The organism is Amycolatopsis sp. NPDC114503, assembly GCF_055633655.1.
In genome coordinates this window covers 1-26,436 of sequence record NZ_JBVKDT010000002.1, presented here as the reverse complement: position 1 = coordinate 26,436, position 26,436 = coordinate 1, and the positions used below count along the sequence as shown (strand labels likewise).

The window sequence follows — 26,436 nt, the reverse complement described above, 5'->3', positions numbered from 1 at the left end:
CGTCATGACGTTCACCCGGATTCTCGACGCGGCGGCCGACCAGCTTCCGCCGCCGGGCGGCGACGGGATCGCGGTCAGCTACGAGGGCCGCGAACGGCTCACCTACGCGGAGCTGCGGGACAAATCGCTGCGGTACGCGTCGGCGTTGCGGGAACTCGGCCTTGGCAAGGGCGATCGACTGGGACTGTTGCTGTGCAACGACCCGGAGTACCTGCCGCTGTGCTTCGCGGCGATGCGCCTCGGGGTGGTCGCGGTGCGGCTCAACTTCCGGCTCGCGTCCGCCGAGCTGAAGTTCATTCTCGCCGACTCTGGCTGCAAGGCGGTGATCGCGCACCGCAGCCTGCTCGACCGGGTCGAGCCGGTGCGCGCGGAGACCGGGGTCGAGGCGTTCGTGGTCCGGCAGGATTCGGCTGATCCGGTGCCGGAATGGGCGCTTCCCTTCGAGGTGTTGCTCGGCGGCGAGCCGCTGGCCGACGCGCCGGAGGTAGCGGACGCGGACCCGATGTCGCTGCTGTACACCTCAGGCACGACCGGACTGCCCAAGGGCGCCGTGTGGACCCATGCCAATACGGTCGCGGCAGCGACCGCGCAGGCGCTGCGCTGGGGGTTCTCGCCGGGGACAGTCGCGCTGGTGCCGGGCCCGCTCTACCACGCGGGTGCATTCGAGGCGATGAGCGCGCCGGCATTCCTGATGCACGGCACCGTCGTGTGCATCCGGTCGGGCAATTTCACCGTCGACCGGCTGCTGGAGGTGCTCGAAACCGAGCAGGTGACTGACTGCCTGCTGTTCTCCTTCATGCTGCACGACCTGCTGCGCGTGGACGGGATCGAGGACCGGCTGCCGAAGTTCGTCACGCATTTCGTCATCGGCGGCGACACGATGATGCCGTGGGTCGTCGAGCAGGTGCGCGCGAAGCTGCCCTGGGTCCGGCTGACGCAGGTCTACGGCTTGACCGAGGGCGGCGCGATCGCGACGTCGCTGGACGACGAGGATTTCGACGCCCAGCCGAAGAGCGTCGGCAGGCCGCTGCCGTTGACCGAGGTGCGGGTCGCGGGCGACGGGCTCGCGCCGGCCGCGCGCGGCGAAGTAGGCGAGATCCTCGTCCGCGGTCCCGCGGTGTGCGCCGGGTACTGGCAGCGCCCGGAAGCGAACCGGGACACCTTCGTGGACGGCTGGTGCCGTACCGGCGATCTGGGGTACGTCAACGCGGACGGCTTCCTCGTCCTCGCGGGCCGGGCGAAGGACATGATCCGCAGCGGCGGGGAGAACGTGTACCCGGCCGAGATCGAGCGAGTCCTCACCCGGCATCCTGCGGTGCTCGACGCGGCCGTCGTCGCGGTGCCGGACCCGAAGTACCTCGAAGCTGGCTGCGCGGTCCTGGTCCTCGCCGAGGGCCGGTCGCTCGACGAGGCCGAACTGCGCGCGTATTGCCGTGCGCACCTGGCGGCTTACAAGGTGCCCCGGCACTTCGTCGCGCAACCTGAGTTGCCGCGCAACGCGTCCGGAAAAATTCTCAAGTTCAAGTTGCGCGAGAAGTACGAAAAGCCCGCTGCTCCCAAGGATTCCGGCATCCTCGCGGGAACGCGGCCGGGAGAGGAAGGCACCCGATGAACAACCTGCTCCGGCGCAGCAAGCCCGAACTGGCGCTGGTGACGGGCGCGGCCGGCGGGGTCGGCTCGGCCACCGCGCGGCGGCTCGTCGAGGACGGCGCGAAGGTCGTGCTCACCGACCTCAACGCCGCACGGCTCGAGGAGCTGGCGGACGAACTCGGCGCGGTCGCGTTGCCCGCCGACGGCACCGATCGCGCGGCGATCCGCGACGTGGTCGAGCAGGCCGCGGCCCGGCTGGGCGGGCTCGACACGGTGATCGCGGCTCAGGGCGCGGCGGTGTCGGGAACCGCGCGGCCCGAGCACGCGGAGGCCTACCAGCGGGCGCTGGACGTGAACCTGCACGGGTCGTACTACCTGGCCGGGGAGGTGTTGCCGCACCTGGTGGAGCGGCAGGGTTCGCTGGTGCTGCTCGCGTCGACCGCCGGGCTGATCGCCGGCCCGCCCGGGACGGTCGGCTACACCGCCGCGAAGGCGGGGATCATCGGCATCACCCGGTGGCTCGCCCGGGACTACGGCCCGAAAGGGGTCCGGGTCAACGCGGTGTGCCCGGGCTGGATCCGGACCCCGCTCGGCGAGGGCGCGATGGCCTACCTGGCGAAACGCGAAGGAATCACGCTCGACGAGGCGTATGCGCTGACGACGAAGCACGTGCCGCTGCGCCGGGCCGCGGAGCCGGAAGAGATCGCGTCGGTGTGCGCGTTTCTCGCGTCGGGCGACGCCTCGATGGTGACCGGCCACGTCCTGGTCGCGGACGGCGGCGGTGCGGTGGTGGATTCGTCCACTTTGGAGTTCGACGCGCCGTGAGCGGTGCCGGCGGGCTGAACCGGATCACTGATCGACCCAGGTCACCGCCTCGTCGAGACCGGCCCGGGCGGTGCGGTAGCTGTTCGCCGGATGGTTCTCGTCGGGATAGCCGAACGAGATGCCGAGCAGGATCTTCCGGTCGTCGGGGATCGCGAAGTGCCGGCGGACGAGGGCAGCGTGCCCGGCCAGGGCGGCTTGCGGGATCGCGCCCAGCCCGAGGCTTTGCGCAGCCAGCAGGAAGGTGCCGACGTACAGTCCGCTGTCGACCGCGCCGTATACGTCGTGCCCGGCGTCCGTGGTCACGATCGCGACGTGCGGGGCGCCGAAGAAGCGGAAGTTCTCGAACGCCTGCCGCGCGGACGCTTTCCGGTCTCCGCGTTCGACGCCGACCGCCTGGTACAGCTGCCAGCCGCTAGCGCGGCGGCGGTCCCGGTACACGCCGCGATATTCGGCGGGCGGGGCGAAGTCGAACTTCGCCGGGTGGTCGCGCGCCCAATCGGTCATCGCGGCACGGAAGCGTTCGGTGGCCGCGCCGCCGGTGACGATGACTTGCCAGGGCTGCGTGTTGCACCACGACGCCGTTCGCTGGGAGAGCGTCAGCAGCCGCTCGACGACCGGTTTCGGCACCTGCCGGTCCTGGTAGGCGCGGCAGCTCCACCGCGCGGCGAGCAGGTTCTCGAGGGCTTCGTCAGTGCGCATGGGTTAAGAATAAAATATATTACCCGGGTTTGGCGGCTCAATTCCGGAGCCAGTACGCCACCGCCTCCGCCCGGTTCGCCGCGCCGAGCTTGCGCAGGATGTGCGTGATGTGCGTCTTCACGGTCCCCTCGGAGATCGAGAGTTTCCGCGCGATCGCCCGGTTCGCGTCGCCGCGCGCCATCAGGCCGATCACCTCCGCTTCGCGGGCGGACAGCAGCGGATGGCGCGGCGGGCCCGGCTCCGGCGGGGGGGCGATGCGCACATCGGCGGCCAGCCGGGTCATTCCCTCCTGCAGCGAGGCCAGTCCTTCGAGGACGGACACTCGAGCCAGCGTCTCGCTCACGCCTTCCGCGTAAAGGTTCAGCACGGCGCGGTCGGTGGCGTCGACTTCCCGGCGGGGCGAGTAGTAGCTGTCCGCGTGCAGCAGTCCGACGACCTTTCCGTAGGCCCGCAACGGCGCGATGGCGTACGAGGTGCAGCCGGACATCGAAACCAGTTGCCGGTTCACGCGCGGGTTCTCCTGCACGTCGTAGACGAGACCGGCACGGGCCTGCCGTACGACATCGGATTCGACCAGCGATCCGTCCAGCCGTGGCGGGGCTTCGCGGCCGGCGGCGAGCATTTCCGCGGCCAGCCGGGGGTCCTGTTCGATCACCATTTTCCGCAGTATCCAGGTCGCGTCGTCCACTGTGGAAACCAAGACCCGGTCGAACCCGATCGTGCAGCCCTCTTCGGCGGCGCGCGAGAGCACTTCGTCGGCGGTCGACGAGGTGTGCAGGCGGGTCAGCGCCCGGCGGACGCGGCGCATCGTCGCGACCCCGTCGGCGACCTTGGCATCGTCCACCCGGGACTCCAGCTCCCGGACCCGGCTCAACAGGGCGGTCAGCCCCGGCAGCCGGTCTGGTGCCGGAGCCGTGCCCAGCTCGGCCATCGCGGCGTCCCAGACCTGGCCGAGCAGCCGTTTCGCGGGCAGCACCTCGGCGCAGCGGCCGACCGGCAGCGCGCGGTCGAGGAGAGTGCACGCGTCCAGCCCCAGTTCGCGGACCTCTTCGGCGAGTTCGGCGCCGAGGCGGACGCTGTCGAGCCGCGCAAAGCCCGTCGCGTTCATGGCAGCTCCCTTGCCGACATTTCGCACATTATATATCCGCACCGGCACCGAGGCCAGCCGGGCGATCGGCCGAACGGGGTAGCGGAATACGACCGGCGACAGATGCGGAGCCGGGGTGACGGCCGACACACTGGCCCGCGCAGTCCCACCCATCGAACCGGGAATCCCATGACTACCGCATCAGTGGCAACGAAGCCACGCGTGCCGCTCCGGGCACGCCTCGGCGGCTTCGACCAGACCTACCTGGTACTCGTCATCACCGTGCTGCTCGCCCTCGCCGCGGGAGCCACGACGACGAATTTCCTCACCGCAGGCAATTTCGGCAGCATCCTCAACCTGTCCGCCGCGTTCGGCATCCTCGCGATCGGAGAGGCGATCGTCATCCTCGGCAAGGGGCTGGACCTTTCGGTGGCGGGGATCGGGCTCGGCTGCGCGCAGGCGACGCTCGCGTTCATCAGCGAAGGCATGCCGGAATGGCAGGCGATCGCGCTGATGACCGCACTCGCGCTGGCGATCGGGCTCGTCAACGGCGTCCTCGTCGCCGTCTTCGAGGTGCCTGCCCTGTTCGTGACCCTGGCGACCGGCATGCTGGCGATCGGCGGGATCGACATCCTGTTCCTCAGCCAGAACGTCTACGGCGTGCCGGCCGGGTCGCTCCTGTCGCACCTCGGCGGCGGGTCCGTGCTCGGCGTGCCGCGTCCGGTGCTGATCGCGGCGGGTGCGTTCCTGCTCGCCTGGCTGTTCGTCGCCTTCACCTCGCCCGGCCGGTTGATCCGCGCGATGGGCGACAACTTCGAGACCGCCCGGTCGACCGGCGCTCCGGTGCGGCCCCTGCAGATCCTCACCTATGTGCTGTCCGCGCTGCTCGCCGCGCTGGCCGGTTTCGTGACGGTGTCGATCCAGGGCAGCGTGCAGACGACGGTGACGTCCTTCGACCCGATCCTGTTCACCGCGTTGACCGTGGTGGTCATCGGCGGCGTCTCGCTGTCCGGCGGGCGCGGCACGATCCTGGGCGTCCTCGCCGGGGCGCTGTTCGTGGGCGTGCTCAACAACCTGCTGGTGCTGCACGGGCTGAGCACGGCCGTGCAGGACCTGATCCGCGGCGCGGTGCTGGCCGCCGCGATCGCGTTCGACGCGTGGCTGCATCCGCGCAACGAGGAAACCGAGAAATCCGGCGAACTGTGACCGGCAACGACGCCGGGGAACGGAAGTAGGAAGCACATGAAGATCACCAGGAAGCTGTTCGTGCTCGCCGCGTCGGCGGCGCTGGGCGCGGCGGGCCTGTCCGCCTGTTCGGTCGGCGGCGGGTCGTCGGATTCGGCGGCCGCCGCGACGAACGCGGTGTTCGGCGCGAACGAGCAGCTGATGCCGATGCGGCAGAAGTCGCACGACGCGATGAAGGGCAAGCGGATCGCCTTCGTCCCGATTCTCTACAAGGGCTACAAGCTCACCGAGAACTGGGGCACCACCATGCAGCGCACGTTCGACAACCTCGGGGCCGAGTTCAAGGTCTACGACTCGAACTTCAGCAGCGACCGGATGATCAGCACGATCAACGACCTCATCGCGCGCAAGGCCGCCGACGTGCTCGTGCTGCAGAACCAGGACCTCGGCCTGCTCGACAACGCGATCGACCGGGCGCAGAAGGCGGGCATCTACACCGTGGTGCTCAACATGCCTTCCACCCGGCTCGGCGACGCGTTCGTCGGCGTCGACGTCTACGGCGCGGCGCAGTCGGTCGCCAAGCGCGCGGTCTCGGACTGCAACTCCCGCAACGCCCCCAAGACCATCTCCGTCATCGACGGCCCCGGCAACGACCCGGCCTCGATCCTGTGGGACCAGGGCATCAAGGACGTCGTGGAGAAGGAGGGCTACAAGACGCTTGTCGCGCATTCGCAGTTCCAGAACGCCCAGGCGCAGGCCGCCGCGGAATCGGTGCTGCAGCAGCAACAGGGCAAGGTATGCGGCTTCATGGTCACCTTCGACCTGAACTCGATCACCGTCGGGCAAACCGTCAAGGCGGCGGAAGGCCGTGGCCAGGTCGCCCCTGGTTCGGTCGGCGTCTACACGCTCGACGCGGACGCGGACTGGTGCAACGCCCTCAAGCAAGGCACGGTGACCGCTTCGGCCGCCTATGACGTCCAGGGCATCGGTGCCGCCGGTGCGGTGGCGGTGCAGAACCTGCTCACCAACGGGGCGAAGCCGGGCGCCGCGCATTCGGTCGGATACGTGTCGAGCACGGTGGTCGACAAGGCGAACATCGACCAGACCACCATCGCGTGCTACCAGAGCAAGTGAGCGGGGCCCGATGACTACGTCTCCGCTGCGGCGCGGGCTGGACGCGTTCGGCATGACCGGCGGCCGGCCCACGGAAAGAATCGCCCGTTACCGCACCGTCTCGGAGCTGTTCGAGAAACGGTGGATGGAAGGCGCGGTGCCGCTGGTCCTGGCGCTCGCGCTGTGCGTTTACGTGCTCGCCACGACCAACGTCGGGGCGGCCAACGCACCGCTCGTGCTGGACGAGGTGTCCGAGTACGGCCTGCTCGCGGTCGGCCTGACCGTCGTGCTGGTCGGCGGCGGCATCGACCTCTCGGTCGGCTCGGTCGTCGGGTTCTGCGGACTGGGCGCGATGGTCGCCGACCGGGTGTGGCTGTGGCCGACCGCGCTGGTCGTCCCGGCCGCGATCGCCGCCGGTGCGGTGCTCGGGGCGATCAACGGGTTCCTCATCGCGATCCTGCGGATGCGCCCGTTCATCACCACCCTGGTCACGCTGATCGCCTTCGGCGGCGCGGCTTCGGTGCTGCAGAACGCGAACAGCACGCAGATCGGCGTCACGAAACCGTCTCTCGCGTGGGACTTCCTCAGCGAGGGCCGGGTGCTGGGCATCCCGACCGCGTGGTTCCTCTTCGCGGTGGTGCTGATCGTCGTCCACCTGGCGCTGACGCGTTCTCGCTGGGGCTGGTGGGTCACCGCGACCGGTTCGGACCGGCGATCCGCGCGGCGCAACGGGATCCCAGTCACCGCCGTCACGTTCTGGACCTACGTGCTGTCCGGTGCGCTCGCGGGAACAGCCGCGATCCTCACGTCGGCGCGGCTGGCCCGGACCGATCCGAACGTCGGCAACAGCTGGGAGATCATCGCGCTGACCGCGGTGGTGCTCGGCGGCGTCAGCATCAAGGGCGGGCGCGGTTCGGTGCTCCGCGCGGCCGTCGGTGTCGCGGTGGTGACGATCATCGAGCAGGCGACCGTTTCGGACGGAGCGCAGGGCTCGTACTACACCGTCATCCTCGCCGCGGTGCTGCTCGTGTTCACCGTGCTGGACCTCAAATGGGGCAAGTACCGGCAGCGTGCGGTGGAGAAGCTGAAGATCGACCCGGCGCGGTTGCGGCTCGGTCCGCTGATCGACGTCACGAAGCCGGGCACGGTCTGGTCGCTCAACCGCCGGCTGACCGACGCGCCTCCGGTCGGGCTCGGCAAGATCCGCGGCGCGGAGGACTGCGCTGTGGACGCCGAGGGCAACGTCTACTGCGGCGACCAGCGCGGCTGGGTGTGGCGGTTCCGCGGCCTGGACGACTCCGAGGGCGAGATCTTCTCGCGCACCGGCGGATTCCCGTGCGGTCACGCGTGGGACGCGCAAGGACGGCTGGTCGTCGCAGTCGGCGGCATGGGCATCTACCGGATCGGCGCCGACGGCGAACCCGAACTGGTCGCGAACAAGGTCAAGCGCAGCCCGCTGTCGCTGATCGACGACTCGGGACTGCGGGCGATCGACGACCTCGACATCGCGCCGGACGGCTCGATCTACGCCTCGGACTTCTCGACCCGCACCAACACCGCCGACTTCCTGCTGGAGCTGGTGGAATTCCGCCCGAACGGCCGGGTGATCCGGGTGACGCCGGAGGGCAAGACCGAAGTCGTGGTGTCGAACTACGTGTTCCCGAACGGCATCTGCACCGCGCACGACGGCGAGTCGATCCTGATCGCCAGCACCGGGCTGTGCCGCGTCGACCGGCTCTGGATCGCCGGGCCGAAGAAGGGACAGCTGGAACCGGTGCTGGAAAACCTGCCCGGCTATCCGGACAACATCAACCGGTCCTCCGACGGCAACTACTGGATGCCGTTGTGCGCCATGCGGACCCAGATGTCCGACCTGCTCGGCCGCTACCCGGCGGTGCGGCGGCGGATGACCCGCGAGGCGGCGGTCGACAACTGGGTGGTGCCGCAGCTCAACACCTCCTGCGCGATCAAGTTCAGCGACCGCGGCGAGATCCTCGCCGTGCTGTGGGACGAGACGATGGAGAACTACCCGATGGTGACCGCGGTCAAGGAACGCGACGGGCACCTGTACCTGTGCGGCGTCAGCAACAACCGGATCGGCAGGCTCGAACTGGACCCGAGCGAGATCGGCGACATCGACCCGGCCGCCGTCCCCGGGACCGCCGTGCGCGAGGCGGCGGAGGCGGTGCGATGAGCCCGGTACTGGACACCGTGAAGGAATGGATCAACCCGAACCGGGGCCGCGCCCGGACGGTGCCCCCGATGGACACCGGGCTGCGGCCGAACCTCCGGCTGGACGCCGCGGCGGAGCTGCTGCCCGCGGACGCGTACGAGCCGGACGACGTGGTAGTGACCGCCGCGGGGCTGGTGTTCAGCAGCGGCAACGACGTCTGCACAGTGCGTGCGGACGAGGTGACGCGGCTGGCTTCGTTCGGCAGTCCGGTAACTGCGCTGACCGTGCGCGACGAACAGATCATCGCGGCAGTCGAAGGGCGTGGCCTGGTCGCGGTGTCGCAATCCGGCGAGACCGAGGACTTGTGCACCGACGCGCCGGTCACCGGCTGCGTGACGGCGCTCGCGACGGACGGGGCCGCGCTGCTGGCTACTGTCGGTTCGACGAAGGTCGCGGAGTGGCCCCGGGCACTCGTCACTGGGGACCGGTCCGGGTTGCTCGTGCGGGTCGACGGTGCGCGGGCGGAGGTGGTCGCGGAGCGCCTTGCGTGGCCGTCGGGCGTCGGCGTCACCGGAGACGAAGTGCTGCTGTCGCTGAGCTTGGACCACCGAGTGGAAGCACGGTCTGCCCTGGGCAAGAGCGGGCGGGTGCTGAGCGCGAACCTTCCCGTCTACCCGGGGCGAGTGCACGTCGCCGGGGACGGCTGGTGGTTCGCCGCGCCTTACATCCGCAACCGGGTCACCGAATTGCTGCTGGACGAACCCGCGCTGCTGGCCGAGATGACGGAGACGATCAGCCCGGAGGAATGGTTCGTGCCGCGGCTGCGCGCGGGCGACCCGTTCACCGACACGATGCAAATGGGGCAGTTGCGCGTGCTCGGCGTGGTCAAGAGCTGGGCCCCGGCGCGGTCGTGCGGTCTGGTGTTCCGGATGGACTCCACCGGCCGCGTGGCCGAGAGCGCGCATGCCCGGGTAGACAGCCCGCGGCACGGGGTCACCGGCGTGACCGTCCACAACGGACAAGCAGTCGCCGCCGCGCGCGGCGCCCGGAACCTGCTGCGGCTGGAGGACGCATGAGCACGGTGTTACGGCTGACGAACATCAGCAAGCGCTACAGTGGGACATACGCGCTCGACGGCGTGGACTTCGACGTGCGGCCGGGAGAAATCCACGCCCTGCTCGGCGAGAACGGCGCGGGCAAGTCCACCATGGTCAAGATCGTCTCCGGGGCCGTCGCGCACGATTCGGGCACCTTGGAGGTAGACGGGACGCCGCGCGCGTTCACGACGCCGCGCGAATCGGTCGAGGCCGGCGTGGCGATGGTCTACCAGGAGGGCTCGCTGGTCGAGTCGATGACCGTCGCGCAGAACCTGTTCATGGGCGACGAGAAGGTGTTCAACAACCTCGGCCACCTGAACGTGGTCGCGCGGGAGCTGCTGGAATCGCACAACTTCCACATCCGCCCGGACGTTCCGGCCGGCGCGCTCGGCGTCGGGCAGAAGCAGATGGTGGAGATCGCCCGCGCGGTGCACCGCAACGCGAAGCTGGTGATCCTGGACGAGCCGACGTCGTCGGTGACGCCGGAGGAACGGCTTCAGCTGTTCCTGTCCATGCAGCAGCTGCGCAAGCGCGGGATCGGCGTCATCTTCATCACGCACATGCTGGACGAGGCCTTCGAACAAGCCGACCGGATCACCGTCCTGCGCGACGGCGTGGTCCAGGGAACGCTGGAGAGGCCGGAGTTCAGCCGGGACCGCGTGGTGAAGATGATGGTCGGCCGCACGGTCGAGATGGGGCGGGTGGAGCCGAACCGCGCGCCCGAGCCGACGCCGAGGTTGCAGGTCGAGGACGTGACGCTGCTGCCGGTGGTGCGGAACATGGCGTTTTCCGCCTACGCCGGGGAAATCGTCGGCATCTACGGTCTCGTCGGCGCGGGACGCAGCGAGACCGCGATGATCGTCAGCGGGATCCTGAAACGACGGCGGCTGCGCGGCGGCCGGGTGCGGCTGAACGGCGAGCCGGTGCGGTTCCGCACGCCCCGGCAGGCACGCAAAGCGGGGATCGTCTACATCACCGAGGACCGGAAGGCCTCTGGCTTCTTCAGCCATCTGACGATCGCCGACAACATCTACCTCGGGCACCTGTGCGGTGCGCGGCGGCTGCCGTTCCTCTTCCGGCCCGGTGCGCGCAAATCGGTCGCGAAGCGGTTTGTCGAACAGTTCCAGGTCCGCACGCTGCAGCCGACGAAGGCGACCGTCGAGGAGCTGAGCGGCGGGAACCAGCAGAAGATCGTGCTGGCCAAGGGACTTACCCGGAAACCGCTCGTCGCGATCATCGACGAGCCGACCCGCGGCGTGGACCTCGGCACGATCCCCGAAATCCACGCGATGATCCGGGCGCTCGCCGACGACGGGGTCGCGGTCGTGGTCATCTCCTCGTACCTGCCGGAGATCCAGGCGCTGTCCGACCGCGTGCTCGTGGCGCGCGCCGGCAGCATCGCCGCGGAGTTCTCCCCGGAGGAAGCCGACGAGGAAAGCCTCATGTTCGCCGCGGTGCACTGACAAGGACGGAATTCTCATGCGCGGAGCAATTTTCCAAGGCGACCGGGTCCTCGAGATCCAGACCTTCGCCGATCCCGAACCCGGCCCGGACGAAGTGGTGCTGGAGATGAGGGCGTCCGGCATGTGCGGCAGCGACCTGCACTTCTACCGGGCTCCCGCCGGACAGGCTCTGGCCGCGTTCGGCATGGCCGGCGACGGCGCCGGGTTCATCGGCGGACACGAGCCCTGCGGCGTCGTAGCGGCGATCGGCTCGGCGGTCGACCCGCGCGCGGTGCGGGTGGGGGACCGGATGATGGTCCACCACTACGACGGCTGCGGGTTCTGCGACCTGTGCCGCACCGGTTGGCCGCAGATGTGCGAACGCGGCAACGTCATCTACGGCGCCACCGCACACGGCGGGCATGCGGACTACCTGAAGGTGCCCGCGCGAACGCTCGTGCCGCTGCCCGACGAGCTCAGTTTCGCCGCCGGGGCCGCGATCTCGTGCGGCACCGGCACCGCGTACGGCGCGCTGACCCGGCTGGAGGTGAACGCACGCGACACGCTGGCGGTCTTCGGCCAAGGCCCGGTCGGTCAGGCCGCCGTGCAGCTCGCCGCCGCGATGGGCGCGGAGGTCATCGCCGTCGACATCGCCGCGGAACGGGTGGCGCGGGCGAAGGAGTTCGGTGCGGCGCACGCGATCGACTCCACCGCCGCTGATCCGGTCGAAGCGATCCGGGAGTTGACCGGCGGCAAGGGCGTGACCAAGGCGCTCGACTGCTCCGGCGCGCCGCCCGCACGGGCCGCGGCAGTGAAGTCGGCGGCGAAGTGGGGCGCGGTGGCGTTTGTCGGCGAAGGTTCGACGGTGACGCTCGACGTCAGCCCGGACTTGATCCGCAAGCAGCTCACGGTCATGGGCTCGTACACGTTCTCGCCCGTCGGCCAGGCGGACTGCGCGCGGTTCATCGCCCGGCACGGCGTCGAGGCGGACCGGGTCTTCACCGACCGCTGGCGGCTCGACGACGTGGTCGAGGCTTACGCCGCGTTCGACAAGCAGACCGGCGGCAAGGCGGTCATCGAGTTCTGAAACTAAGAAAGCGCCGACGGGTTCTTGAAGACCCGTCGGCGCTTTCGTCTGTTCAGACCCGCAGCAGCTTGGCGAATTCGGCGACGGGCTGGTCGAGGTCGCCGTCCTTGATCGCGTGCAGAAGTTCGGTCCGCCGGTCCTCGGGCAGTGCCGAGGAGAGCACGTCGTGGAACTTCGCGTCCAGATCCGCCTGCGACATCGGGTTTTCCGCGGTGCCGACGGGATTGTCCACGAACACGTGCTCGGCGGCGCCGTCCTGATAGGACACGGTCAGGTCCGCGACCCAGCGTCCGGCGTACTGCTCGTCCAGGTCGGGTCGCACCTCGATCTTCACCTTGCGGGCCAGCGCGGCGACGTCGCTGTCCTCGCTCAGATCCAGCTGCCCGGCCAGGTATGCCTGATGCGTCGAGAACCCGTTGCCGCGGCCGAGCATCGAGAGCGCGAACTGGAAGGGCAGGCTGTACTGCAGGTGCTCGATGATCGTCGGGGCGTACGCGTGGCGGTTCTGGTTGCCGATGATGACGTCGCCGCCGGTCTGGATGCCCAACAGGACGGACTCGACCTGGTCCGGATTCCCGGTCAGCTGCCGGGCCCCGTCGACGTACGCGTGGTTGATGCCGCAGCAGCAGTAGGGCTTGAGCCAGATGCGGGAGATTTCGAAGGTGCGGTCGAGTCCGAAATGGACCGCCGCCTCGTCGCCGACGTCCAGCCCGGCGAAAGCACGGAAGAATCCTTTGCCGCCGGTGAGGAACGTCGTTGGACCGGTGATCCCGGCGGCCGCCAGTTCTGCCGCGCGGATGCCGTTCCGGGTGCCGATGCCGGAGTGCACGCGCTTGATGGATCCTCCGCCGGAGGTGTATTCGGTGGTGCCGGAGGCGTGGCTGAGCGCGATCGACAGCGCGTGCCCGGCGGTCTCCACGTCGAAGCCGCGCAGCTTGGCGACCACCGCGGCGGCCCCGAAGGCGGACAGGAGCCCGTGCGGGTGGAACCCGCGGATCAGGAGGTCCGGGTTGGCGAGCGTGCCGATCCGCGTGTAGACCTCGTAGCCCGCGACGACGGCGGTGAGCACGTCGCGCAGGTCCGCGCCGAGCTCTTCGCCGACGGCCAGCGCCGCCGAGACCACGCAGCTGCCCGGATGCGCGGAGCTGGCGCGATGCGCGTCGTCGTACTCGAAGCCGTGCCCGAACGTCGCGTTGACGAACGCCGCGTCGGCCGCGCTCATCGCGTCGCCGCTCGCGACGACGTGCGCGGTCCCCGGCGCGTGGGACGCCCGGGTCACGTCGAGCACGGCCTGGCTCCACGGCAGGGCCGCGCTGCCGACCTGCAGGGCGAGCTGGTCCTGCAGCAGCCTGCGGGTCCCGGCGAGTGCTTCGGCCGGGATCGCCTCGAAGGTCAGGTCGGTCACGAGCCGGGCGGCGGCTTCTTCGACCGGGGAGAAGGTGCTCACTGTGGGTGCCTTTCAGGAGAGGGGCAGGCCGTAGGACTTGAGTTCGACGTAGGCGTCGAAGCCCTCCGGACCGGCTTCGCGGCCGATGCCGCTGTTTTTGAACCCGCCGATCGGCGCGGTGAAGCCGACCGGGTTGCCGTTGACCTCGACGGTTCCGGTGCGGATCCGCCGGGCGACGGCCAGCGCGTGCTCGGGATCGGCGGAGAACACCGACCCGTTGAGTCCGTAGTCGGAGTTGTTGGCGATGGCGACCGCTTCGTCCTCGGTGTCGAAGGTGTGGACGGTCAGGACCGGGCCGAAAATCTCCTCCTGGGCGATCTTCGCGTCCGGGTCGACGTCGGCGAAGACAGCGGGGGAGACGTACCAGCCGCGATCGAGCCCTTCCGGCCGTCCGCCGCCGATCAGCAGCGACGCGCCGGACGCCTTGCCGTCGGCCAGATAGCGCTCGACACGGGTGCGCTGGGCCGCGCTGGCGAGCGGGCCGATCTCGGTCGCCGGGTCGAACGGGTCGCCGACCGGCATCGACGCGACGAGGTCCACCAGCCGGTCGTGGAGTTCGTCCCGGCGCGAGCGGGCGACGACGATGCGGGTCTTGTTGCTGCAGACCTGGCCGGTGTTGCGCAGCGACACGGCGCGGACGGCGGCGATCGCGGCGTCGAGGTCGGCGTCGCCGAGCAGCACCGCCGCGGACTTCCCGCCGAGTTCGAGGGTGCACCGGCGCAGGTCCTGCCCGCACAGTGCGCCGATCCGGCGGCCGGCCGCCGTGGAGCCGGTGAACGACACCTTGTCCACGCCGCGGTGCCGGACCAGGTATTCGCTGACCTCCCGCCCCGCCGGAACGATGTTGACCACCCCGCCGGGGAGCCCGATCCGTTCCAGCAGGTGACCGAGGAGGTACGCGTCCAGCGGCGTCTCCGGCGACGGTTTGAGCACCACGGTGCACCCGGCCAGCAACGCGGGGGCCAGCTTGATCATCGTGATCAGCAGCGGCGCGTTCCACGGCACGATCGCGGCGACCACGCCGACCGGCTCCCGCGTGACGAGCGCGTGCCCGGTCGCCGAGCGGCGGGTGTCCTGCCACGGGTAGTCCGGCGCGAGGTCGAGGAACGCGTCGAGGAGGAGCCGCGGGCCGATCGCCTGCATCTTCGTCGACAGCGTGATCGGGCAGCCCATCTCGGCGCTGACCAGATGCGCGATGTCGGTTTCGTGCTCGGCGAGCGCGGCGCTGAGCTTGCGCAGCACGGCGATGCGCTCGTCGAGCGCCATCCGCGGCCACGGACCGTGGTCGAACGCGTGCCGCGCGGCGGAGACGGCGGTGTCGATGTCCGCTTCGGTGCCCTCGGCGACCTGGGCGAGAACCTCCTCGGTCGAGGGGGAGACCACGTCGAAAACCCGGCCGGACGCGGGTGCCGCCCACTTGCCGTCGAGGAAGAGCTTGTCGTAGTGGCCTTGCCACAGCGGGGGTTGCGCGGGCATCGGGGCACGCTCCTTGCCGGTCCGGGGAGTCTTCCGGAAGCATACGTAATATAAAATATCTAGACCAGGTTTTCGGGCGACCGGTCCCGCGGGTTGACGCGCGTACCGCTAGATAATATAAAATATTATCTAGACCCACCCCTGAGCGAAGGCGGGCGACATGCAGCACAAGCCACTCGACGGCATCCGGATCCTGGAGATCGGGGGCTACATCTCGCTCCCGTTCGGCACCTCGATGCTGTGCGGCCTCGGCGCGGAGGTCGTCAAGGTGGAGAAGCCGGTCCACGGCGAGGACTTCCGGCGGCGGATGAACGACGGCAGCCCGTACTTCCGGCAGTACAACGCGGGCAAGCGCAGCCTGTCGGTCGACCTCAAGACCGCCGAGGGGGTCGAACTGGTCAAGGCGCTGGTGCCGCGCTTCGACGTCGTCCTGGAGAACCTCCGCCCCGGCAAACTGGCCGCGATGGGCCTCGGCCCGGAGGACTGCCGGGCGCTGCGCCCGGACCTGGTCTACGGCTCGGTGACCGGGTTCGGCTCCACCGGGCCGCTGGCCGACCGGCCCGCCTACGACACGATCGGGCACGCGTTCGGCGGCCTCTACTCGCTGTTCAGCGACGACGGGCAGCCGCAGCTGGCGGGCGGGCTGAGCGCGGACCTGGTCACCGGGCTGACCACGGCGGCCGGCGTGCTCGCCGCGCTCGTCGGCCGACTGAAGACCGGACAGCCGCAGCGGATGGAAACCTCGATCATGGAAGCGGTCAGCACCCTGACCGCCGACGGCATCACCCAGGCCTTCGAACTCGGCCGCGACCCCAGCCGCACGAGCAGGCATCCGCAGGCGCAGAACTTCTGCGTGCCTACGTCGACGGGGGAGTACCTCGCGGTGCACCTGTCGTCGTCGCAGAAGTTCTGGCAGTCGCTGTGCCGCGCGCTGGAGCGCACCGACCTGCTGGAGGACCCGCGGTTCGCCGAATACCGGCCGCGCGAGGCGAACTACTTCGAGCTGGTCCCGATCGTCGAGGCGGAGTTCGCGCGCAAGCCCAAGGAGCACTGGGAGCGCGTGCTGACCGAGCACGACGTGCCGTTCGCGCCGGTGCTGTCCATGACCGGCTACCTCGACCACCCGCAGGTGCGGCACTTGGACATCGCCGACCGCCAGCCGGACGGCCTCGCGCTGCTCCGCCCGCCGTGGACGTTCGGCGGCGAGCGTCCGGACCGCTCTCCCGTCGCGCCGAAGGTGGGCGCCGATTCCCGTGCGGTCGCCAGCGAGGTGCTGGCGGCGGAAGACGTCGAAAAGCTGTTCGCGACCGGCGTCCTGTACGAATCCTGACCGACAACTGGAGAACACTGATGAAGCCGTACCGTTCTATGCTTTTCGTACCCGGCCACAAGGCTTCGTGGGCCGACAAGGGTCTCGCGTCCGGCGCCGACGCGCTGATCCTCGACCTCGAGGACTCCGTGCCCGCCGCGAGCAAGGACGCGGCGCGCCCGGTTGTCGCGGAGACGATCGACCGCCTGCATGCCCAGGGCATTCGCCCGGACATCTGGGTGCGGCCGAACGCGTCGGTAAGCGGCCTTCAGGGTGCGGACCTGGAAGCGGTCATCCGGCCCGGACTGGCCGGGCTGTTCCTGCCGAAGGTGTTCGACGCCGAGGAACTGGTGCGGATCGACGCGGTCGTGTCGCACATCGAGGCGCGCGAAGGTCTTCCGGCCGGGAGCGTCGGGCTGATCGTGAGCTACGAGACCGCGGCGTCGATGGCGCACTGCGAGGAGATCGCCGCCGCGACGCCCCGGGTGTCCAGCCTGCTCGGCGCGACCGGACCGAGCGCCGACGTCGGCCGTGAACTGGGCTTCGAGTTCACCCCGGCCGGACTGGAGACGCTCTACCTGCGCAGCCGGATCGTGCTCGCCGCGCGCGCGGCCGGGCTGCACCACCCGGTGGCCGGGGTATGGCAGGACATCCGCGATCTGGACGGCGCCCGTCAGTTCTGCGTGGACAACAAGCAGCTCGGCTACCGCGGCATGGTGTGCATCCACCCCTCGCACGTGGCGATCGCCAACGAGGTGTTCACGCCGACGCCCGAGGCGGTCGACCACTCGCGCCGGCTGATCGAGGCGTTCCGCGCGGCCGAGGCCGCGGGCAGCGCGGCGGTCGACTTCGAAGGCCAGCACGTCGACATCGCGCACGTGAAGACCGCGGAGGGGATCGTCGCGCAGGCCGAGGCGATCGCGGCGAACGCCTGACGGCTTCGCGCCGGGAGGCAAAAGGCCGGGCTCCCGCGGGGGCCTGGCCTTTGTCTTGTGCGGACTATTCGGCCTCGTCTGCCCAGAGACCGCGCTCTTCGAGCATCCGGACGACGTTGTCGGCCCCGTCGAGGATGTGCCGCTCCGCGATCGTCCGGGCTTTGCGGGCGTGGCGGCCGCGCAGGGCCTGCACGAGTTCGGCGTGGTCGGCGAGGGTGTGGTCGACGTGGCCTTCGATCGCGGCGTAGAAGCGGTTCGGCAGATGCTTGACCACGGAGCTGAGCAGCAGCGTCAGCCGGTGGGAGTCGGCGGCCAGGTTCAGCTGGCGGTGGAACTCGTGGCCGAGCCGGGTGATGGCTTCGTGGTCGCCTGCTCCCGCGGCCTTCTCGAAATCCTCGTTGATCGCTTCGAGCCGGGCGACCTGGTCCGGCGTGATCTTCTTGGCGGCGCGCGCGGCCAGCTCGGCGGAGAACTGCGCCTGGGCCCAGAACAGGTCGCGCACGTCCTGGCGCGACACCGGGGCGACGACGAACCCGCGACGCGGCACGAGTTCGACGAAACCCTCGCTGCGCAACGAGAGCAATCCCTCGCGGACCGGGGTGTTGCTCACCCCGACCGCTTCGGCGATCGGTTCGGTGCGCAGGAACTCGCCCGGTTTGACTTCGCCGGACATGATCAGTTCCCGGACGTAGGTCGCTACTTCCTCGGGCAGCTGCTGGCGGCGGTCGCCGCTGCGCAGCCGGGCCAGTTCGTCAGCCACGTGCCACCTTCCCGCTGCCTCGAAGCGATTTCGAGGGTCCTTGCCGAAATCGTCAGTCGAAAACCGTCTCGTGCTGTCCAAGAAATAACATCATATACAAAGGGCGGGTCAATGTGGCACGGGCGGCAGGCTCTCCGGCGCGCCGACTCGCCGGGGATCCACCGGCGCGGCGGCGAGCAGCGCGCTGCCGCTGACGGTGCCGAGCGGCCCTTCCCGGTCGAAGAGCGTCGCGGTCGCGGCGGCGACGCCGTCGTGCTCGACGCGCTGTCCGGCAGCGAGGCCCAGTTGCAGGTCGGCCGCGGGCGCACGGCCGAGCGAGAGGGTGAGGTCGGCGTTGATGAATTCGAGGCCGGCGTCTCCCCAGTTCGTCACGAGGTTCACCAGGTCGGCCACGGTGGCCGCGTGCTGGAACGGGGTGGGCCGCTCCCCGCGTACGATCTCCTGCGGGAACACCCAGAGGGTTTTGCGCGCGGCGTTCTGATGGGGATCGGGCGATCCGGTCCAGCCGACTCCGTCGCTGTGGAACACCCGGGGTTCGTCCGTCGCGGGGAACACGTCCGGCGGAGGCGGCGCGGGGCAGCGTTCCGGAGCCCACGCGGTGCCGACCGAAGGGGACCCGCCGGCGAGGAAGAGCCCGGAAGCCTTTCCGACGAGGACGTCCCCTTGCCACAGCGTCGCTTCGACCAGGCAGAGCCTGCGCCCGCGCCGCACGACCTCCGCACGGGCGGCAGCGGGGACGTACCCGGCCGGGCGGAGCAGGTCGACAGTCCAGCGGACAGGGCGGAGAAGTCCCGGTGCGACGATCCGTTCGGCGGCTCGCGCGAGCGCTCCGCTCGTCGCCATCCCGCGCAGCTGCGCACCGCCGCCCCAGCTCGCGCGTGCGTCGGGGAGCGGGTGCAGGAGCTCGCCGTCCGGGCCGGGTTCCGCGGTGAAGAAGGCCATGGTCACTTCACGAATATAACATTATATATGGAAGAGGGGATGCACTGTGGCGGAGGCGCTTCCCGGATCGGGGAGTTCCATCCGGGAACGAGCCCGCGGGGGCAAGCAGTCACGGCAGAGTTCGTTCGGCACGGCAGGTGTCCGGTGGAGAGAAGGGCTCGTCGCTCGGGTGCGGCGACCAGCTGGCGCGGACGGGCCGGTCGGGTGGCTGGCAAGGCAGAGAGGCTGCCTTGGCGCGCCTGCCAGCCCGCCCGGCTGAGTCCGCCAATTGTTGCTGCGTGGCTCGACCGCCCGGTTGCGTACGGGTCGACGAGCCGCCGCTTCACCGGCTTGCGGAGGTCGGCAGTACCTCGTCGTTGTGCTGTCCCACTTCCGGCGCGGGCTGGGGTGCGAGCCGGTGTCCGTCGACCTGGATAGGGGAGCTCGGCGCCCAATGGGGTCCCGCGCCGGGCTGGTCGACTTCGCCGAACAGTGCCAGTTCCCGTAGAGCCGCGCCGCCGTCGCGGCCGAGTTCGGCGAAGCTTCGGTAGCGTTCCCACAGGATTCGGTGCCGGGTCAGCGCTTCCGCCACTTCCGCGTACGGCGTCTGCCCGAACCACCGCGCCAGCAGCGGCGTGATCACGTCCCGGTGCTGGTACCGGTCGGATTCGGTGGCGAACGAGATCCCGAGCGTTTCGCTCAGCGCGGCGAAGGCGTCGGACAGGCCGGTCGCGGCGAGCATCTTCTGCCAGTGCCGTTCGGTGAGCAGGACGATCATGACCCGGACGCCGTCGGCGGTCTCGAAGTCGTCGCCGTAGGTGCCGTAGATTTCGTTGCCGGACTTGGTGCGGGTGTGGTCGGTGAGCTGTGCTTCGGCGAGGTAGCCGAGGTTCCCGGCGGTGGCGAGCGCGACGTCCTCGAGCGCGACCCGGATCGACCGGCCCTCACCGGTGACCTGCCGGTGCCGTTCCGCGGCGAGGAGCCCGACGGCCAGGTACAGCCCGGCGCAGACGTCCCACGCGGGCACGACGTGGTTGACCGGTTCGGATCCGGTGCCGGTGAGCAGCGGGAAGCCGGTGGCGGCCTGGACGGTGTAGTCGACCGCGGCGCCGCCATCGGCTCGGCCGGTGAGCAGGACGTGGATGAGGTCCGGTCGCCGCTGGCGCAGCGCTTCGTAGCCGAGGTCGGCGTGTCGTTCGGTGTTGGTGACGACCACGCACGGCCCGCCGTCGACGATCAGGTCGGCGACCCGGCGGCGGTCCACTTCGGACTCCAGGTCGACGGCGATCGCCCGCTTTCCCTTGTTCAGGCCGGACCAGTAGAGGCTGGTCCCGGAGTCGGACAAGGGCCAGCGGGTGCGGTCGGCAGCGCCGCCGAGCGGTTCGACCCGGACGACGTCCGCGCCGAGTTGAGCGAGGGTGAGTCCGCACAGCGGGGTCGCGACGTAGGCGGACAGTTCGACGACCCGGAGTCCGGCCAGCAGTGCGGGGTTCATGCGTCGTGCACCCGGGAGAAGTCGGGCTTGCGGCGTTCGCGGTGCGAGGCTAGGCCTTCGTGCACTTCGGGGCCGCCGAAGCCGTAGAACTCCAGCGCCAGCGAGGCGTCGAAGATCGCGCCCGCGAGCTGTCGGTACCAGAGGTTGAGGCTCTGTTTGGTCCAGCGGATCGCGGTGGGCGCGCCGTTCGCCAGTTCGTGTGCGATCTCGCGGGCGGTGGGCAGGAGGTCGGCTTCCTCGTCGACGCACAGCGACACCAGGCCGATCCGTTCGGCTTCGGCACCGTTGAGCGGGCGGCAGGTCATCAGGTAGTACTTGGCTTTGGCCATGCCGCACAGCAAGGGCCAGCACACCGCCGCGTGGTCGCCCGCGGCGACGCCGAGGCGGGTGTGGCCGTCGATGATTTTCGCGTTGGCGGTGACGACGGAGACGTCCGCGAGCACGCCGGCGACGAGTCCCGCGCCGACGGCGGGGCCGTGGATCGCGGAGACGATCGGCTTCGAGCAGTCGATCACGTTGTAGACGAGGTCACGCGCTTCGCGCATGGTGCGGGAGCGCGCTTCGAAGTCGGTGGCGAGTTTTTCGACGAGGTCGAATGATCCGCCTGCGGAGAAACCTTTGCCTTCGCCGCGCAACAGGACGGCTTTGACCTCGGGGTCGCGGTCGAACTCGCGCCAGATGTCGGCGAGTTCGGCGTGCGCGGCTTCGCTGACTGCGTTGAGGTTCGGGGCGTCGAGGACCAGTTCGAGGACACCGTCCTCGTCGGGTCCGTCGACTCGCAGGTTTTCGAATCGTGCGTAGCGGCTCATGCCGTTCCTTTCCTGCCATCGCCGAGGAACAAGCCCTCGCGGTCGTATTTGCGGAGTGCCTGGACGTCGTCTGCGGTCACCTCGGGCAGGTCGCTCAGGTCGTCCGCGACGGCGAGGTCCCAGCCGCAGCGGGAGCGGACGTGGGCGACGCGTTCGGCGAGCGGCTCGGGCCCGGGCGCGATGGCGGTGAGCACGAGTTCTCCGTCGCGCCGAGTGAGGATGCCGAGGTCGGTGACCACTGCCCGGACTCGCGCGCCGGGGCTGGTGACGTAGCTGCAGTTTTCGATGAACCGCCGCGGGCTCATCGTGCCGACGACGTAGGTTTCGTCAGCTCCGGTCACGACGTCGTTGCCGCCGCCCGAACCGACAAGATACGGACCGCCGACGACACGGGTGGTGTTGATGTTGCCGTGCCGGTCGATCTCCGCCGCTCCGACGCAGGCGATCGATCGCGTGGCCGGTCCGTTGACGAAATTCCCCAGCGCCTGCTCGGTGTCGAGCAGCATCGAGGACGACGGGAAGTTGGCGAAGCTGAAGATGAACGGGTCGCCGGGCGTCGGAGAGTAGTCCCAGAGCCCGAGTTCGGCCGCCAGCGCGACCTCGTGCCCGTCCGCCTTCGCCTGTTCGACCGCCACCCAAGCGGCGAGATTCGCCAGCCCGGCGCCGGCCAGTACGCCGTCCACGCGGGTTTCGGCGATCCGCGACCGGACGACTGCGGCGAGCCAGGTCGCCGCGCGTTCCGGCCGGGTCACCGGCCCGGTGTGTTCGCCGCGGCCGGTGGGCGGGGTCGGCTGCCCGAGCGCGCGGGTCAGCTGATCCAGCCGCGATTGACCGAGTTTCGCCAGGTAGGCGTCGTGGTCGAGGAGGATCCATTCGCGGATCCAGTCGTCGAAGTCCGCCGAACGGCTGGCTTCCCGGGCGGCGATCCAGAATTCGACGTCCTCGGCGTAACCGTCGACGGGCAGCCGAGCGCCCTCGGTGCCGGGGAAGACCCCGCCGGGATGGGCGCCGAACGGAGCCTCGACCACGGCCAGCACGCGGTGGGCCGGAATGCGGACGAACGGAGCCCACGGCCGCAGGTCGTCCACGACTTTCTCCACCGTCGCCAGCACTCCGCGCCGCGCGGCGAACGCACCGATCGAACCCTCGAACATCGGCGGTGCGATGGCCAGATTGCCCTGCCGGTCCGCGACCGCGGCGTGCACGATCGCGACGTCCGGGGTGAGCGGCGCGACTAGGCCGACCCGGCCGAACGGCGTGTCGACCTCCGCGTAACCGGGGTTCTCGGCCATCGACGAATCGCGCACCGAGCCGGTGACCACCGCGGGCACCCCGGTCGCGGCGGCGCGCAAACCCTGGATGTAGCTCAGGAAAGACCAGTTCTCGACCTCGACCGTGCCGTCCGCATAGGACTTCTGGAACACCGGATTCGGCGTGAACACGGGAAACGAGTCTCCCGAGTAGACAGTCACGACCTTCTCCAGGCACCCGGAGCGGAACAGCACCGCGCCGAGCGAGGACAGGCTGGCCATGATCAGCGTGAACCGCGACGGCCGCTGCCAGTGCTGCCGCGCGATCTCGCGCACCAGAGCGCTCCAGCGGCTGTGTCCCAGGATGACGTGCAGCGCGTCACCCTCGCGAACATGGCGGGCAACAGCTTCGTCCAGACGGCAGAACTCGGTCATCCGGCCACGACCACCAAAGTTTCGGCGACACACGCCGGTTTCGCCGCGCCTTCGAGTTCCACCGTGTACCGCGTGGTGACGGTGACCCCGGCGGCGCCGTCTTTCACCTCGGCGAACGTCGCGCGGGCGCGCAGCCGCGAGCCGACCGGAACCGGGGCCGGGAAGCGGACCTTGCCCAGCCCGTAGTTGATCCGCGCGGACCCGAAGTCGAGCTGGACCAGCTGCGCGCTGAAATACGGGATCAGCGACAGGGTCAGGAAGCCGTGTGCGATCGTCGACCCGAACGGTCCGTTCGCGGCCCGCTCGGGATCGGTGTGGATCCACTGGCGGTCGCCGGTGGCCTCGGCGAACGCGTCGATCCGCGCCTGGTCGACGGCGAACCAGTCGGTCGGCCCGATTTCCTCGCCGATCGCCGTGCGGACTTCTTCGGCCGAAGCGAAGACCCGGCTCATTCCGACACCCGCTCGAAGACCGCGGCGAGGCCCTGTCCGCCGCCGATGCACATGGTTTCCAGCCCGTAGCGGGCTTCGCGGCGCTGCATTTCCCGCGCCAGGGTGGCGAGGATCCGGGTGCCGGTGGCGCCGACCGGGTGGCCCAGCGAGATTCCGGAGCCGTGCACGTTGAGCCGGTCGAAGTCGGACTCGCCGAAGCCCCATTCGCGGGTGCAGGCCAGCGTCTGCGCGGCGAACGCCTCGTTGAGTTCGATGAGGTCGATGTCGGAGATCTTCAGCCCGGCGCGTTCCAGCGCGAGTGCGGAGGCGGGCACGGGACCGATGCCCATCACCTTCGGTTCGACTCCGGCCACGCCGTGGGAGACCAGCCGGACGAGCGGGCGCAGGCCCAGTTCGGCGGCGCGTTCGCGCGTGGTCACGATGCAGACCGCTGCAGCGTCGTTCTGGCCGCTGGCGTTGCCCGCGGTGACGGTGGCATCCGGATCCTGTTTGCCCAGCACCGGGCGCAGCTTGGCGAGCGTTTCGACGGTGGTGTCGGGACGCGGGTGTTCGTCGGTGTCCACGACGACGGTGCCCTTCCGCGTTTCCACCGGCACCGGGATGATCTCCTCGGCGAACACTCCGGACTGCTGCGCGGCGACGGCCCGCTGGTGCGAGGTGGCGGCGAGCCGGTCTTGCTCTTCACGAGTGATGCCGTACTGCCGCCGCAAGTTCTCAGCCGTCTCCAGCATCCCGCCGGGCACCGGATAGTGCTTGCCGCCCGGAGTCTGACGGCCTCGGGTGAGCGAGTCGTGCAGGTGGACGCCCGCACCGGTGGCTCCCCAGCGCAGGTCGTTGGCGTAGAAGACGGTGTTGGACATGCTTTCCGCGCCGCCCGCGACGATCAGGTCGCTCGCGCCCGCCTGCACCTGCAGGGCGGCCAGCAGCACCGACTGCAGGCCGGAACCGCAGCGGCGGTCGACCTGCATGCCGGGGACAGTGACCGGCAGCCCGGCGTCGAGTGCGACGACGCGGCCGATCGCCGGGGCTTCGGCGCTGGGGTAGCAGTGGCCGAGGATCACGTCGTCGATCGCGTCGGCGGGCAGGCCGGTGCGTTCCAGCAGGCCCTTGAGCGCGACGGTGCCGAGGTCGGCGGCGGGCACGCTCTTGAGCGAACCGCCGAAGCGGCCGATCGGGGTGCGGACAGGTTCGCAGATGACGGCGTCACGCATGGGGAGTGCCTTCCTCGTGATAGTCGGCGTCGAGGCTCGTGCGCGGTCCGGCAGCCCCGACGAGGGTCAGGGTCGCGCCGCCGGGCCGCGGTTCGGTGCGCAGCTGCGCGGGCTGGCCGCAGAACAACGGCGCCAGATTGCGGTGCGCCAGCCGGGTGACCCGCGCGGCGGGGGAGTCCAGGCGCAGCACTTCGGCCAGCGCGAGGGACATCAACGGCCCGTGCACGACCAGGCCGGGATAGCCCTCGACCCGGGTCGCGTACGGCCAGTCGTAGTGGATGCGGTGCGGGTTCGCGGTGGCGGCGGAGAAGCGCATCAGCAGGGTGGGGTCGGTGGCGAAGTCCCAGCCGTCGTCGGTGCGGCGGAACGGTGCTCCCACCAGCTCCGCAGGCTCCACCGGCGCTGCCTCGGAAGCGGCAGCGCCTGCCTCGCGGTAGATGAGATCCTGCCGTTCCTCAACGAGCGGCGAACCGTCCACACCGGACAGCACGGTCCGCACCACGACGATCACCAGCTTCCCGGAGCGGCCGGATTTCTCCGTCACAGAGTCCACAATGGACCTTCGGGTGACCGTCTCGTCGATCTTCGGGGCCCGGTGCACAGTCACCTCTCCGCCGGCGAACATCCGCCGCGGCAGGTCGATCGGCGGCAGGAACGTGCCGCGCGCCGGGTGCCCGTCGGGCCCGAGTCCGGAGGAGACCGGCCAGCGGGGGAGCGCGACCCAGTGCCACAGCGGCGGCAGGTCGTTGCCCGGCTGCGGCGCGGGGAGGCCGTTGTCGAAGAGCGCGGCCAGCGCCGCGACCGGGGCCGGGTCCACCAGTTCCGCGGTCGTGACGGCGTGCGGTTCCCAGCCGCTCACATGAACCGTCCGCCGGTCACCTCGAGCACCGTGCCGGTCATGTACGACGACAGATCGGACGCGAGGAACAGGGCCACCGAAGCGATTTCGCCGACCTCGCCCGCCCGGCGCATCGGGATTTCGGCCATCTTCTGGTCCCACGCCTTCTGCGGCATGGCCTCGGTCATCGCGGTGCGGATCAGTCCGGGCTGGATCGCGTTCACCCGGACGCCGTGGTGCGCCATCTCCTTCGCCGCGGCCTTGGTCAGCCCGACGATCCCGGCCTTGGCGGCCGAGTAGTTCGTCTGCCCGACCATGCCGACCTTGCCCGAGAGCGACGACAGGTTCACGATCGCGCCGCTCTTGCGCTCGCGCATGATCGCGGCGGCCTTGCGGGTGCCGTTCCAGGTTCCCTTGAGGTGCACGGAAATGACCTGGTCGAACTCGTCCTCGGTCATCGTCCGCATGGTCGCGTCGCGGGTGATTCCGGCGTTGTTGACGAACACGTCCACCGGAGACGGAGCCGCAGCCAGCAGATCGTCCACATCGGACGCCTTGGTGACATCGCAGGCGACGCCGACAGCGTCCCCGTCCAAGCTCTCGGCGGCTTTCGCGGCCGCGTCGCCGTCGATGTCGCCGAGCACCACCCGGGCGCCCTGGGCGACGAACAGCTGGGCGATGGCGAGTCCGATGCCTTGTGCGCCGCCGGTGACGACAGCGGTGCGGCCGGTGAGCAGAGTCATGGCGTTCCCTCAGATCTTGTTGCGGGCGACGAGCTGCGCGGCGATGACGTTGCGCTG

At 70.0% G+C, this 26,436-nt stretch carries 23 protein-coding genes; 10 read left to right on the top strand and 13 right to left on the bottom strand.

All coding sequences use genetic code 11. From position 1 onward, the window contains the following. Positions 1–4: 4 nt before the first annotated feature. On the top strand, positions 5–1,612 hold the full coding sequence (locus ACZ7OI_RS08305; protein WP_470263491.1) for a class I adenylate-forming enzyme family protein: 1,608 nt from the start codon (positions 5–7) through the stop codon (positions 1,610–1,612). Continuing rightward, a complete protein-coding gene (locus ACZ7OI_RS08300; protein ID WP_470263490.1) occupies positions 1,609–2,415 on the top strand; it encodes an SDR family NAD(P)-dependent oxidoreductase in 807 nt (268 codons plus the stop codon). The genes ACZ7OI_RS08305 and ACZ7OI_RS08300 overlap by 4 nt, the downstream gene beginning before the upstream one ends. Positions 2,416–2,439: 24 nt before the next feature. Here the strand turns inward: ACZ7OI_RS08300 and ACZ7OI_RS08295 are convergent, their stop codons facing one another. Together ACZ7OI_RS08295 and ACZ7OI_RS08290 are read right to left on the bottom strand one after the other, a co-directional pair. Further along, a complete protein-coding gene (locus ACZ7OI_RS08295; RefSeq protein ID WP_470263489.1) occupies positions 2,440–3,114 on the bottom strand; it encodes a nitroreductase in 675 nt (224 codons plus the stop codon). Between the two features lie 37 nt (positions 3,115–3,151). Beyond that, entirely contained in the window at positions 3,152–4,222 is a 1,071-nt protein-coding gene (locus ACZ7OI_RS08290; protein ID WP_470263488.1) for a LuxR C-terminal-related transcriptional regulator, read from the bottom strand. A gap of 201 nt (positions 4,223–4,423) precedes the next feature. Here ACZ7OI_RS08290 and ACZ7OI_RS08285 point away from each other — a divergent pair, with 201 nt between their 5' ends. Genes ACZ7OI_RS08285 through ACZ7OI_RS08260 form a run of 6 tightly spaced genes read left to right on the top strand, consistent with a single transcriptional unit; the run spans position 4,424 to position 12,298 of the window. Beyond that, positions 4,424–5,407 (top strand): ABC transporter permease, encoded by a 984-nt coding sequence (locus ACZ7OI_RS08285; protein ID WP_470263487.1) that lies wholly within the window; start codon positions 4,424–4,426, stop codon positions 5,405–5,407. A gap of 36 nt (positions 5,408–5,443) precedes the next feature. Beyond that, entirely contained in the window at positions 5,444–6,520 is a 1,077-nt protein-coding gene (locus tag ACZ7OI_RS08280; protein WP_470263486.1) for a sugar ABC transporter substrate-binding protein, read from the top strand. A gap of 10 nt (positions 6,521–6,530) precedes the next feature. After that, a complete protein-coding gene (locus ACZ7OI_RS08275; RefSeq protein WP_470263485.1) occupies positions 6,531–8,693 on the top strand; it encodes an ABC transporter permease in 2,163 nt (720 codons plus the stop codon). Beyond that, on the top strand, positions 8,690–9,748 hold the full coding sequence (locus ACZ7OI_RS08270) for a hypothetical protein (RefSeq protein ID WP_470263484.1): 1,059 nt from the start codon (positions 8,690–8,692) through the stop codon (positions 9,746–9,748). The genes ACZ7OI_RS08275 and ACZ7OI_RS08270 overlap by 4 nt, the downstream gene beginning before the upstream one ends. Then, positions 9,745–11,232 (top strand): sugar ABC transporter ATP-binding protein, encoded by a 1,488-nt coding sequence (locus ACZ7OI_RS08265; RefSeq protein WP_470263483.1) that lies wholly within the window; start codon positions 9,745–9,747, stop codon positions 11,230–11,232. Before ACZ7OI_RS08270 ends, ACZ7OI_RS08265 begins: the two co-directional genes overlap by 4 nt. Before the next feature lie 16 nt (positions 11,233–11,248). Then, complete coding sequence (locus ACZ7OI_RS08260; protein WP_470263482.1) at positions 11,249–12,298, top strand: zinc-dependent alcohol dehydrogenase family protein; 1,050 nt, start codon at positions 11,249–11,251, stop codon at positions 12,296–12,298. A gap of 52 nt (positions 12,299–12,350) precedes the next feature. Here ACZ7OI_RS08260 and ACZ7OI_RS08255 read toward each other — a convergent pair whose 3' ends face one another. Together ACZ7OI_RS08255 and ACZ7OI_RS08250 are read right to left on the bottom strand one after the other, a co-directional pair. Beyond that, positions 12,351–13,745 (bottom strand): MmgE/PrpD family protein, encoded by a 1,395-nt coding sequence (locus ACZ7OI_RS08255; RefSeq protein WP_470263481.1) that lies wholly within the window; start codon positions 13,743–13,745, stop codon positions 12,351–12,353. A gap of 12 nt (positions 13,746–13,757) precedes the next feature. Further along, positions 13,758–15,221 (bottom strand): aldehyde dehydrogenase, encoded by a 1,464-nt coding sequence (locus ACZ7OI_RS08250; RefSeq protein ID WP_470263480.1) that lies wholly within the window; start codon positions 15,219–15,221, stop codon positions 13,758–13,760. A gap of 160 nt (positions 15,222–15,381) precedes the next feature. On the opposite strand from ACZ7OI_RS08250, the gene ACZ7OI_RS08245 reads away from it, so the two are divergent. Continuing rightward, positions 15,382–16,551, top strand: a complete 1,170-nt coding sequence (locus ACZ7OI_RS08245) for a CaiB/BaiF CoA transferase family protein (protein ID WP_470263479.1) — start codon at positions 15,382–15,384, stop codon at positions 16,549–16,551. Between the two features lie 38 nt (positions 16,552–16,589). Next, positions 16,590–17,465, top strand: coding sequence for an HpcH/HpaI aldolase/citrate lyase family protein (locus ACZ7OI_RS08240; RefSeq protein ID WP_470263478.1), 876 nt, complete (start codon positions 16,590–16,592; stop codon positions 17,463–17,465). Between the two features lie 64 nt (positions 17,466–17,529). On the opposite strand, the gene ACZ7OI_RS08235 is transcribed toward ACZ7OI_RS08240, so the two are convergent. From ACZ7OI_RS08235 to fabG, 9 genes are all read right to left on the bottom strand, one after another. Further along, on the bottom strand, positions 17,530–18,225 hold the full coding sequence (locus ACZ7OI_RS08235; protein WP_470263477.1) for a GntR family transcriptional regulator: 696 nt from the start codon (positions 18,223–18,225) through the stop codon (positions 17,530–17,532). Between the two features lie 108 nt (positions 18,226–18,333). Next, positions 18,334–19,167: a thioesterase family protein gene (locus tag ACZ7OI_RS08230; protein ID WP_470264298.1), complete on the bottom strand. Its 834-nt coding sequence runs from the start codon at positions 19,165–19,167 to the stop codon at positions 18,334–18,336. Between the two features lie 322 nt (positions 19,168–19,489). Then, positions 19,490–20,641: a CoA transferase gene (locus ACZ7OI_RS08225; protein WP_470263476.1), complete on the bottom strand. Its 1,152-nt coding sequence runs from the start codon at positions 20,639–20,641 to the stop codon at positions 19,490–19,492. Beyond that, positions 20,638–21,450, bottom strand: a complete 813-nt coding sequence (locus ACZ7OI_RS08220; protein ID WP_470263475.1) for an enoyl-CoA hydratase/isomerase family protein — start codon at positions 21,448–21,450, stop codon at positions 20,638–20,640. Before ACZ7OI_RS08220 ends, ACZ7OI_RS08225 begins: the two co-directional genes overlap by 4 nt. Next, on the bottom strand, positions 21,447–23,135 hold the full coding sequence (locus ACZ7OI_RS08215) for a CoA-transferase (RefSeq protein ID WP_470263474.1): 1,689 nt from the start codon (positions 23,133–23,135) through the stop codon (positions 21,447–21,449). Before ACZ7OI_RS08215 ends, ACZ7OI_RS08220 begins: the two co-directional genes overlap by 4 nt. Next, positions 23,132–23,587, bottom strand: coding sequence for a MaoC family dehydratase (locus ACZ7OI_RS08210; RefSeq protein WP_470263473.1), 456 nt, complete (start codon positions 23,585–23,587; stop codon positions 23,132–23,134). The genes ACZ7OI_RS08215 and ACZ7OI_RS08210 overlap by 4 nt, the downstream gene beginning before the upstream one ends. After that, positions 23,584–24,798, bottom strand: a complete 1,215-nt coding sequence (locus tag ACZ7OI_RS08205) for an acetyl-CoA C-acetyltransferase (RefSeq protein WP_470263472.1) — start codon at positions 24,796–24,798, stop codon at positions 23,584–23,586. The genes ACZ7OI_RS08210 and ACZ7OI_RS08205 overlap by 4 nt, the downstream gene beginning before the upstream one ends. After that, positions 24,791–25,657 carry an HTD2 family dehydratase gene (locus ACZ7OI_RS08200; RefSeq protein WP_470263471.1) on the bottom strand — a complete coding sequence of 289 codons (867 nt, stop codon included), beginning with the start codon at positions 25,655–25,657 and terminating at the stop codon, positions 24,791–24,793. Before ACZ7OI_RS08200 ends, ACZ7OI_RS08205 begins: the two co-directional genes overlap by 8 nt. Beyond that, positions 25,654–26,379, bottom strand: coding sequence for a 3-oxoacyl-ACP reductase FabG (gene fabG, locus ACZ7OI_RS08195; RefSeq protein ID WP_470263470.1), 726 nt, complete (start codon positions 26,377–26,379; stop codon positions 25,654–25,656). Before fabG ends, ACZ7OI_RS08200 begins: the two co-directional genes overlap by 4 nt. Positions 26,380–26,436 lie beyond the last annotated feature (57 nt).

Bases quoted from the DNA above. Each gene is read 5' to 3' on its own strand.
- ACZ7OI_RS08295 (WP_470263489.1), bottom strand. From the start codon at position 3,114: ATGCGCACTGACGAAGCCCTCGAGAACCTGCTCGCCGCGCGGTGGAGC.
- ACZ7OI_RS08305 (WP_470263491.1), top strand. From the start codon at position 5: ATGACGTTCACCCGGATTCTCGACGCGGCGGCCGACCAGCTTCCGCCG.
- ACZ7OI_RS08300 (WP_470263490.1), top strand. From the start codon at position 1,609: ATGAACAACCTGCTCCGGCGCAGCAAGCCCGAACTGGCGCTGGTGACG.
- ACZ7OI_RS08280 (WP_470263486.1), top strand. From the start codon at position 5,444: ATGAAGATCACCAGGAAGCTGTTCGTGCTCGCCGCGTCGGCGGCGCTG.
- ACZ7OI_RS08275 (WP_470263485.1), top strand. From the start codon at position 6,531: ATGACTACGTCTCCGCTGCGGCGCGGGCTGGACGCGTTCGGCATGACC.
- ACZ7OI_RS08250 (WP_470263480.1), bottom strand. From the start codon at position 15,221: ATGCCCGCGCAACCCCCGCTGTGGCAAGGCCACTACGACAAGCTCTTC.
- ACZ7OI_RS08290 (WP_470263488.1), bottom strand. From the start codon at position 4,222: ATGAACGCGACGGGCTTTGCGCGGCTCGACAGCGTCCGCCTCGGCGCC.
- ACZ7OI_RS08215 (WP_470263474.1), bottom strand. From the start codon at position 23,135: ATGACCGAGTTCTGCCGTCTGGACGAAGCTGTTGCCCGCCATGTTCGC.
- fabG (WP_470263470.1), bottom strand. From the start codon at position 26,379: ATGACTCTGCTCACCGGCCGCACCGCTGTCGTCACCGGCGGCGCACAA.
- ACZ7OI_RS08210 (WP_470263473.1), bottom strand. From the start codon at position 23,587: ATGAGCCGGGTCTTCGCTTCGGCCGAAGAAGTCCGCACGGCGATCGGC.
- ACZ7OI_RS08230 (WP_470264298.1), bottom strand. From the start codon at position 19,167: ATGGCCTTCTTCACCGCGGAACCCGGCCCGGACGGCGAGCTCCTGCAC.
- ACZ7OI_RS08265 (WP_470263483.1), top strand. From the start codon at position 9,745: ATGAGCACGGTGTTACGGCTGACGAACATCAGCAAGCGCTACAGTGGG.
- ACZ7OI_RS08270 (WP_470263484.1), top strand. From the start codon at position 8,690: ATGAGCCCGGTACTGGACACCGTGAAGGAATGGATCAACCCGAACCGG.
- ACZ7OI_RS08260 (WP_470263482.1), top strand. From the start codon at position 11,249: ATGCGCGGAGCAATTTTCCAAGGCGACCGGGTCCTCGAGATCCAGACC.
- ACZ7OI_RS08205 (WP_470263472.1), bottom strand. From the start codon at position 24,798: ATGCGTGACGCCGTCATCTGCGAACCTGTCCGCACCCCGATCGGCCGC.
- ACZ7OI_RS08225 (WP_470263476.1), bottom strand. From the start codon at position 20,641: ATGAACCCCGCACTGCTGGCCGGACTCCGGGTCGTCGAACTGTCCGCC.
- ACZ7OI_RS08220 (WP_470263475.1), bottom strand. From the start codon at position 21,450: ATGAGCCGCTACGCACGATTCGAAAACCTGCGAGTCGACGGACCCGAC.
- ACZ7OI_RS08240 (WP_470263478.1), top strand. From the start codon at position 16,590: ATGCTTTTCGTACCCGGCCACAAGGCTTCGTGGGCCGACAAGGGTCTC.
- ACZ7OI_RS08245 (WP_470263479.1), top strand. From the start codon at position 15,382: ATGCAGCACAAGCCACTCGACGGCATCCGGATCCTGGAGATCGGGGGC.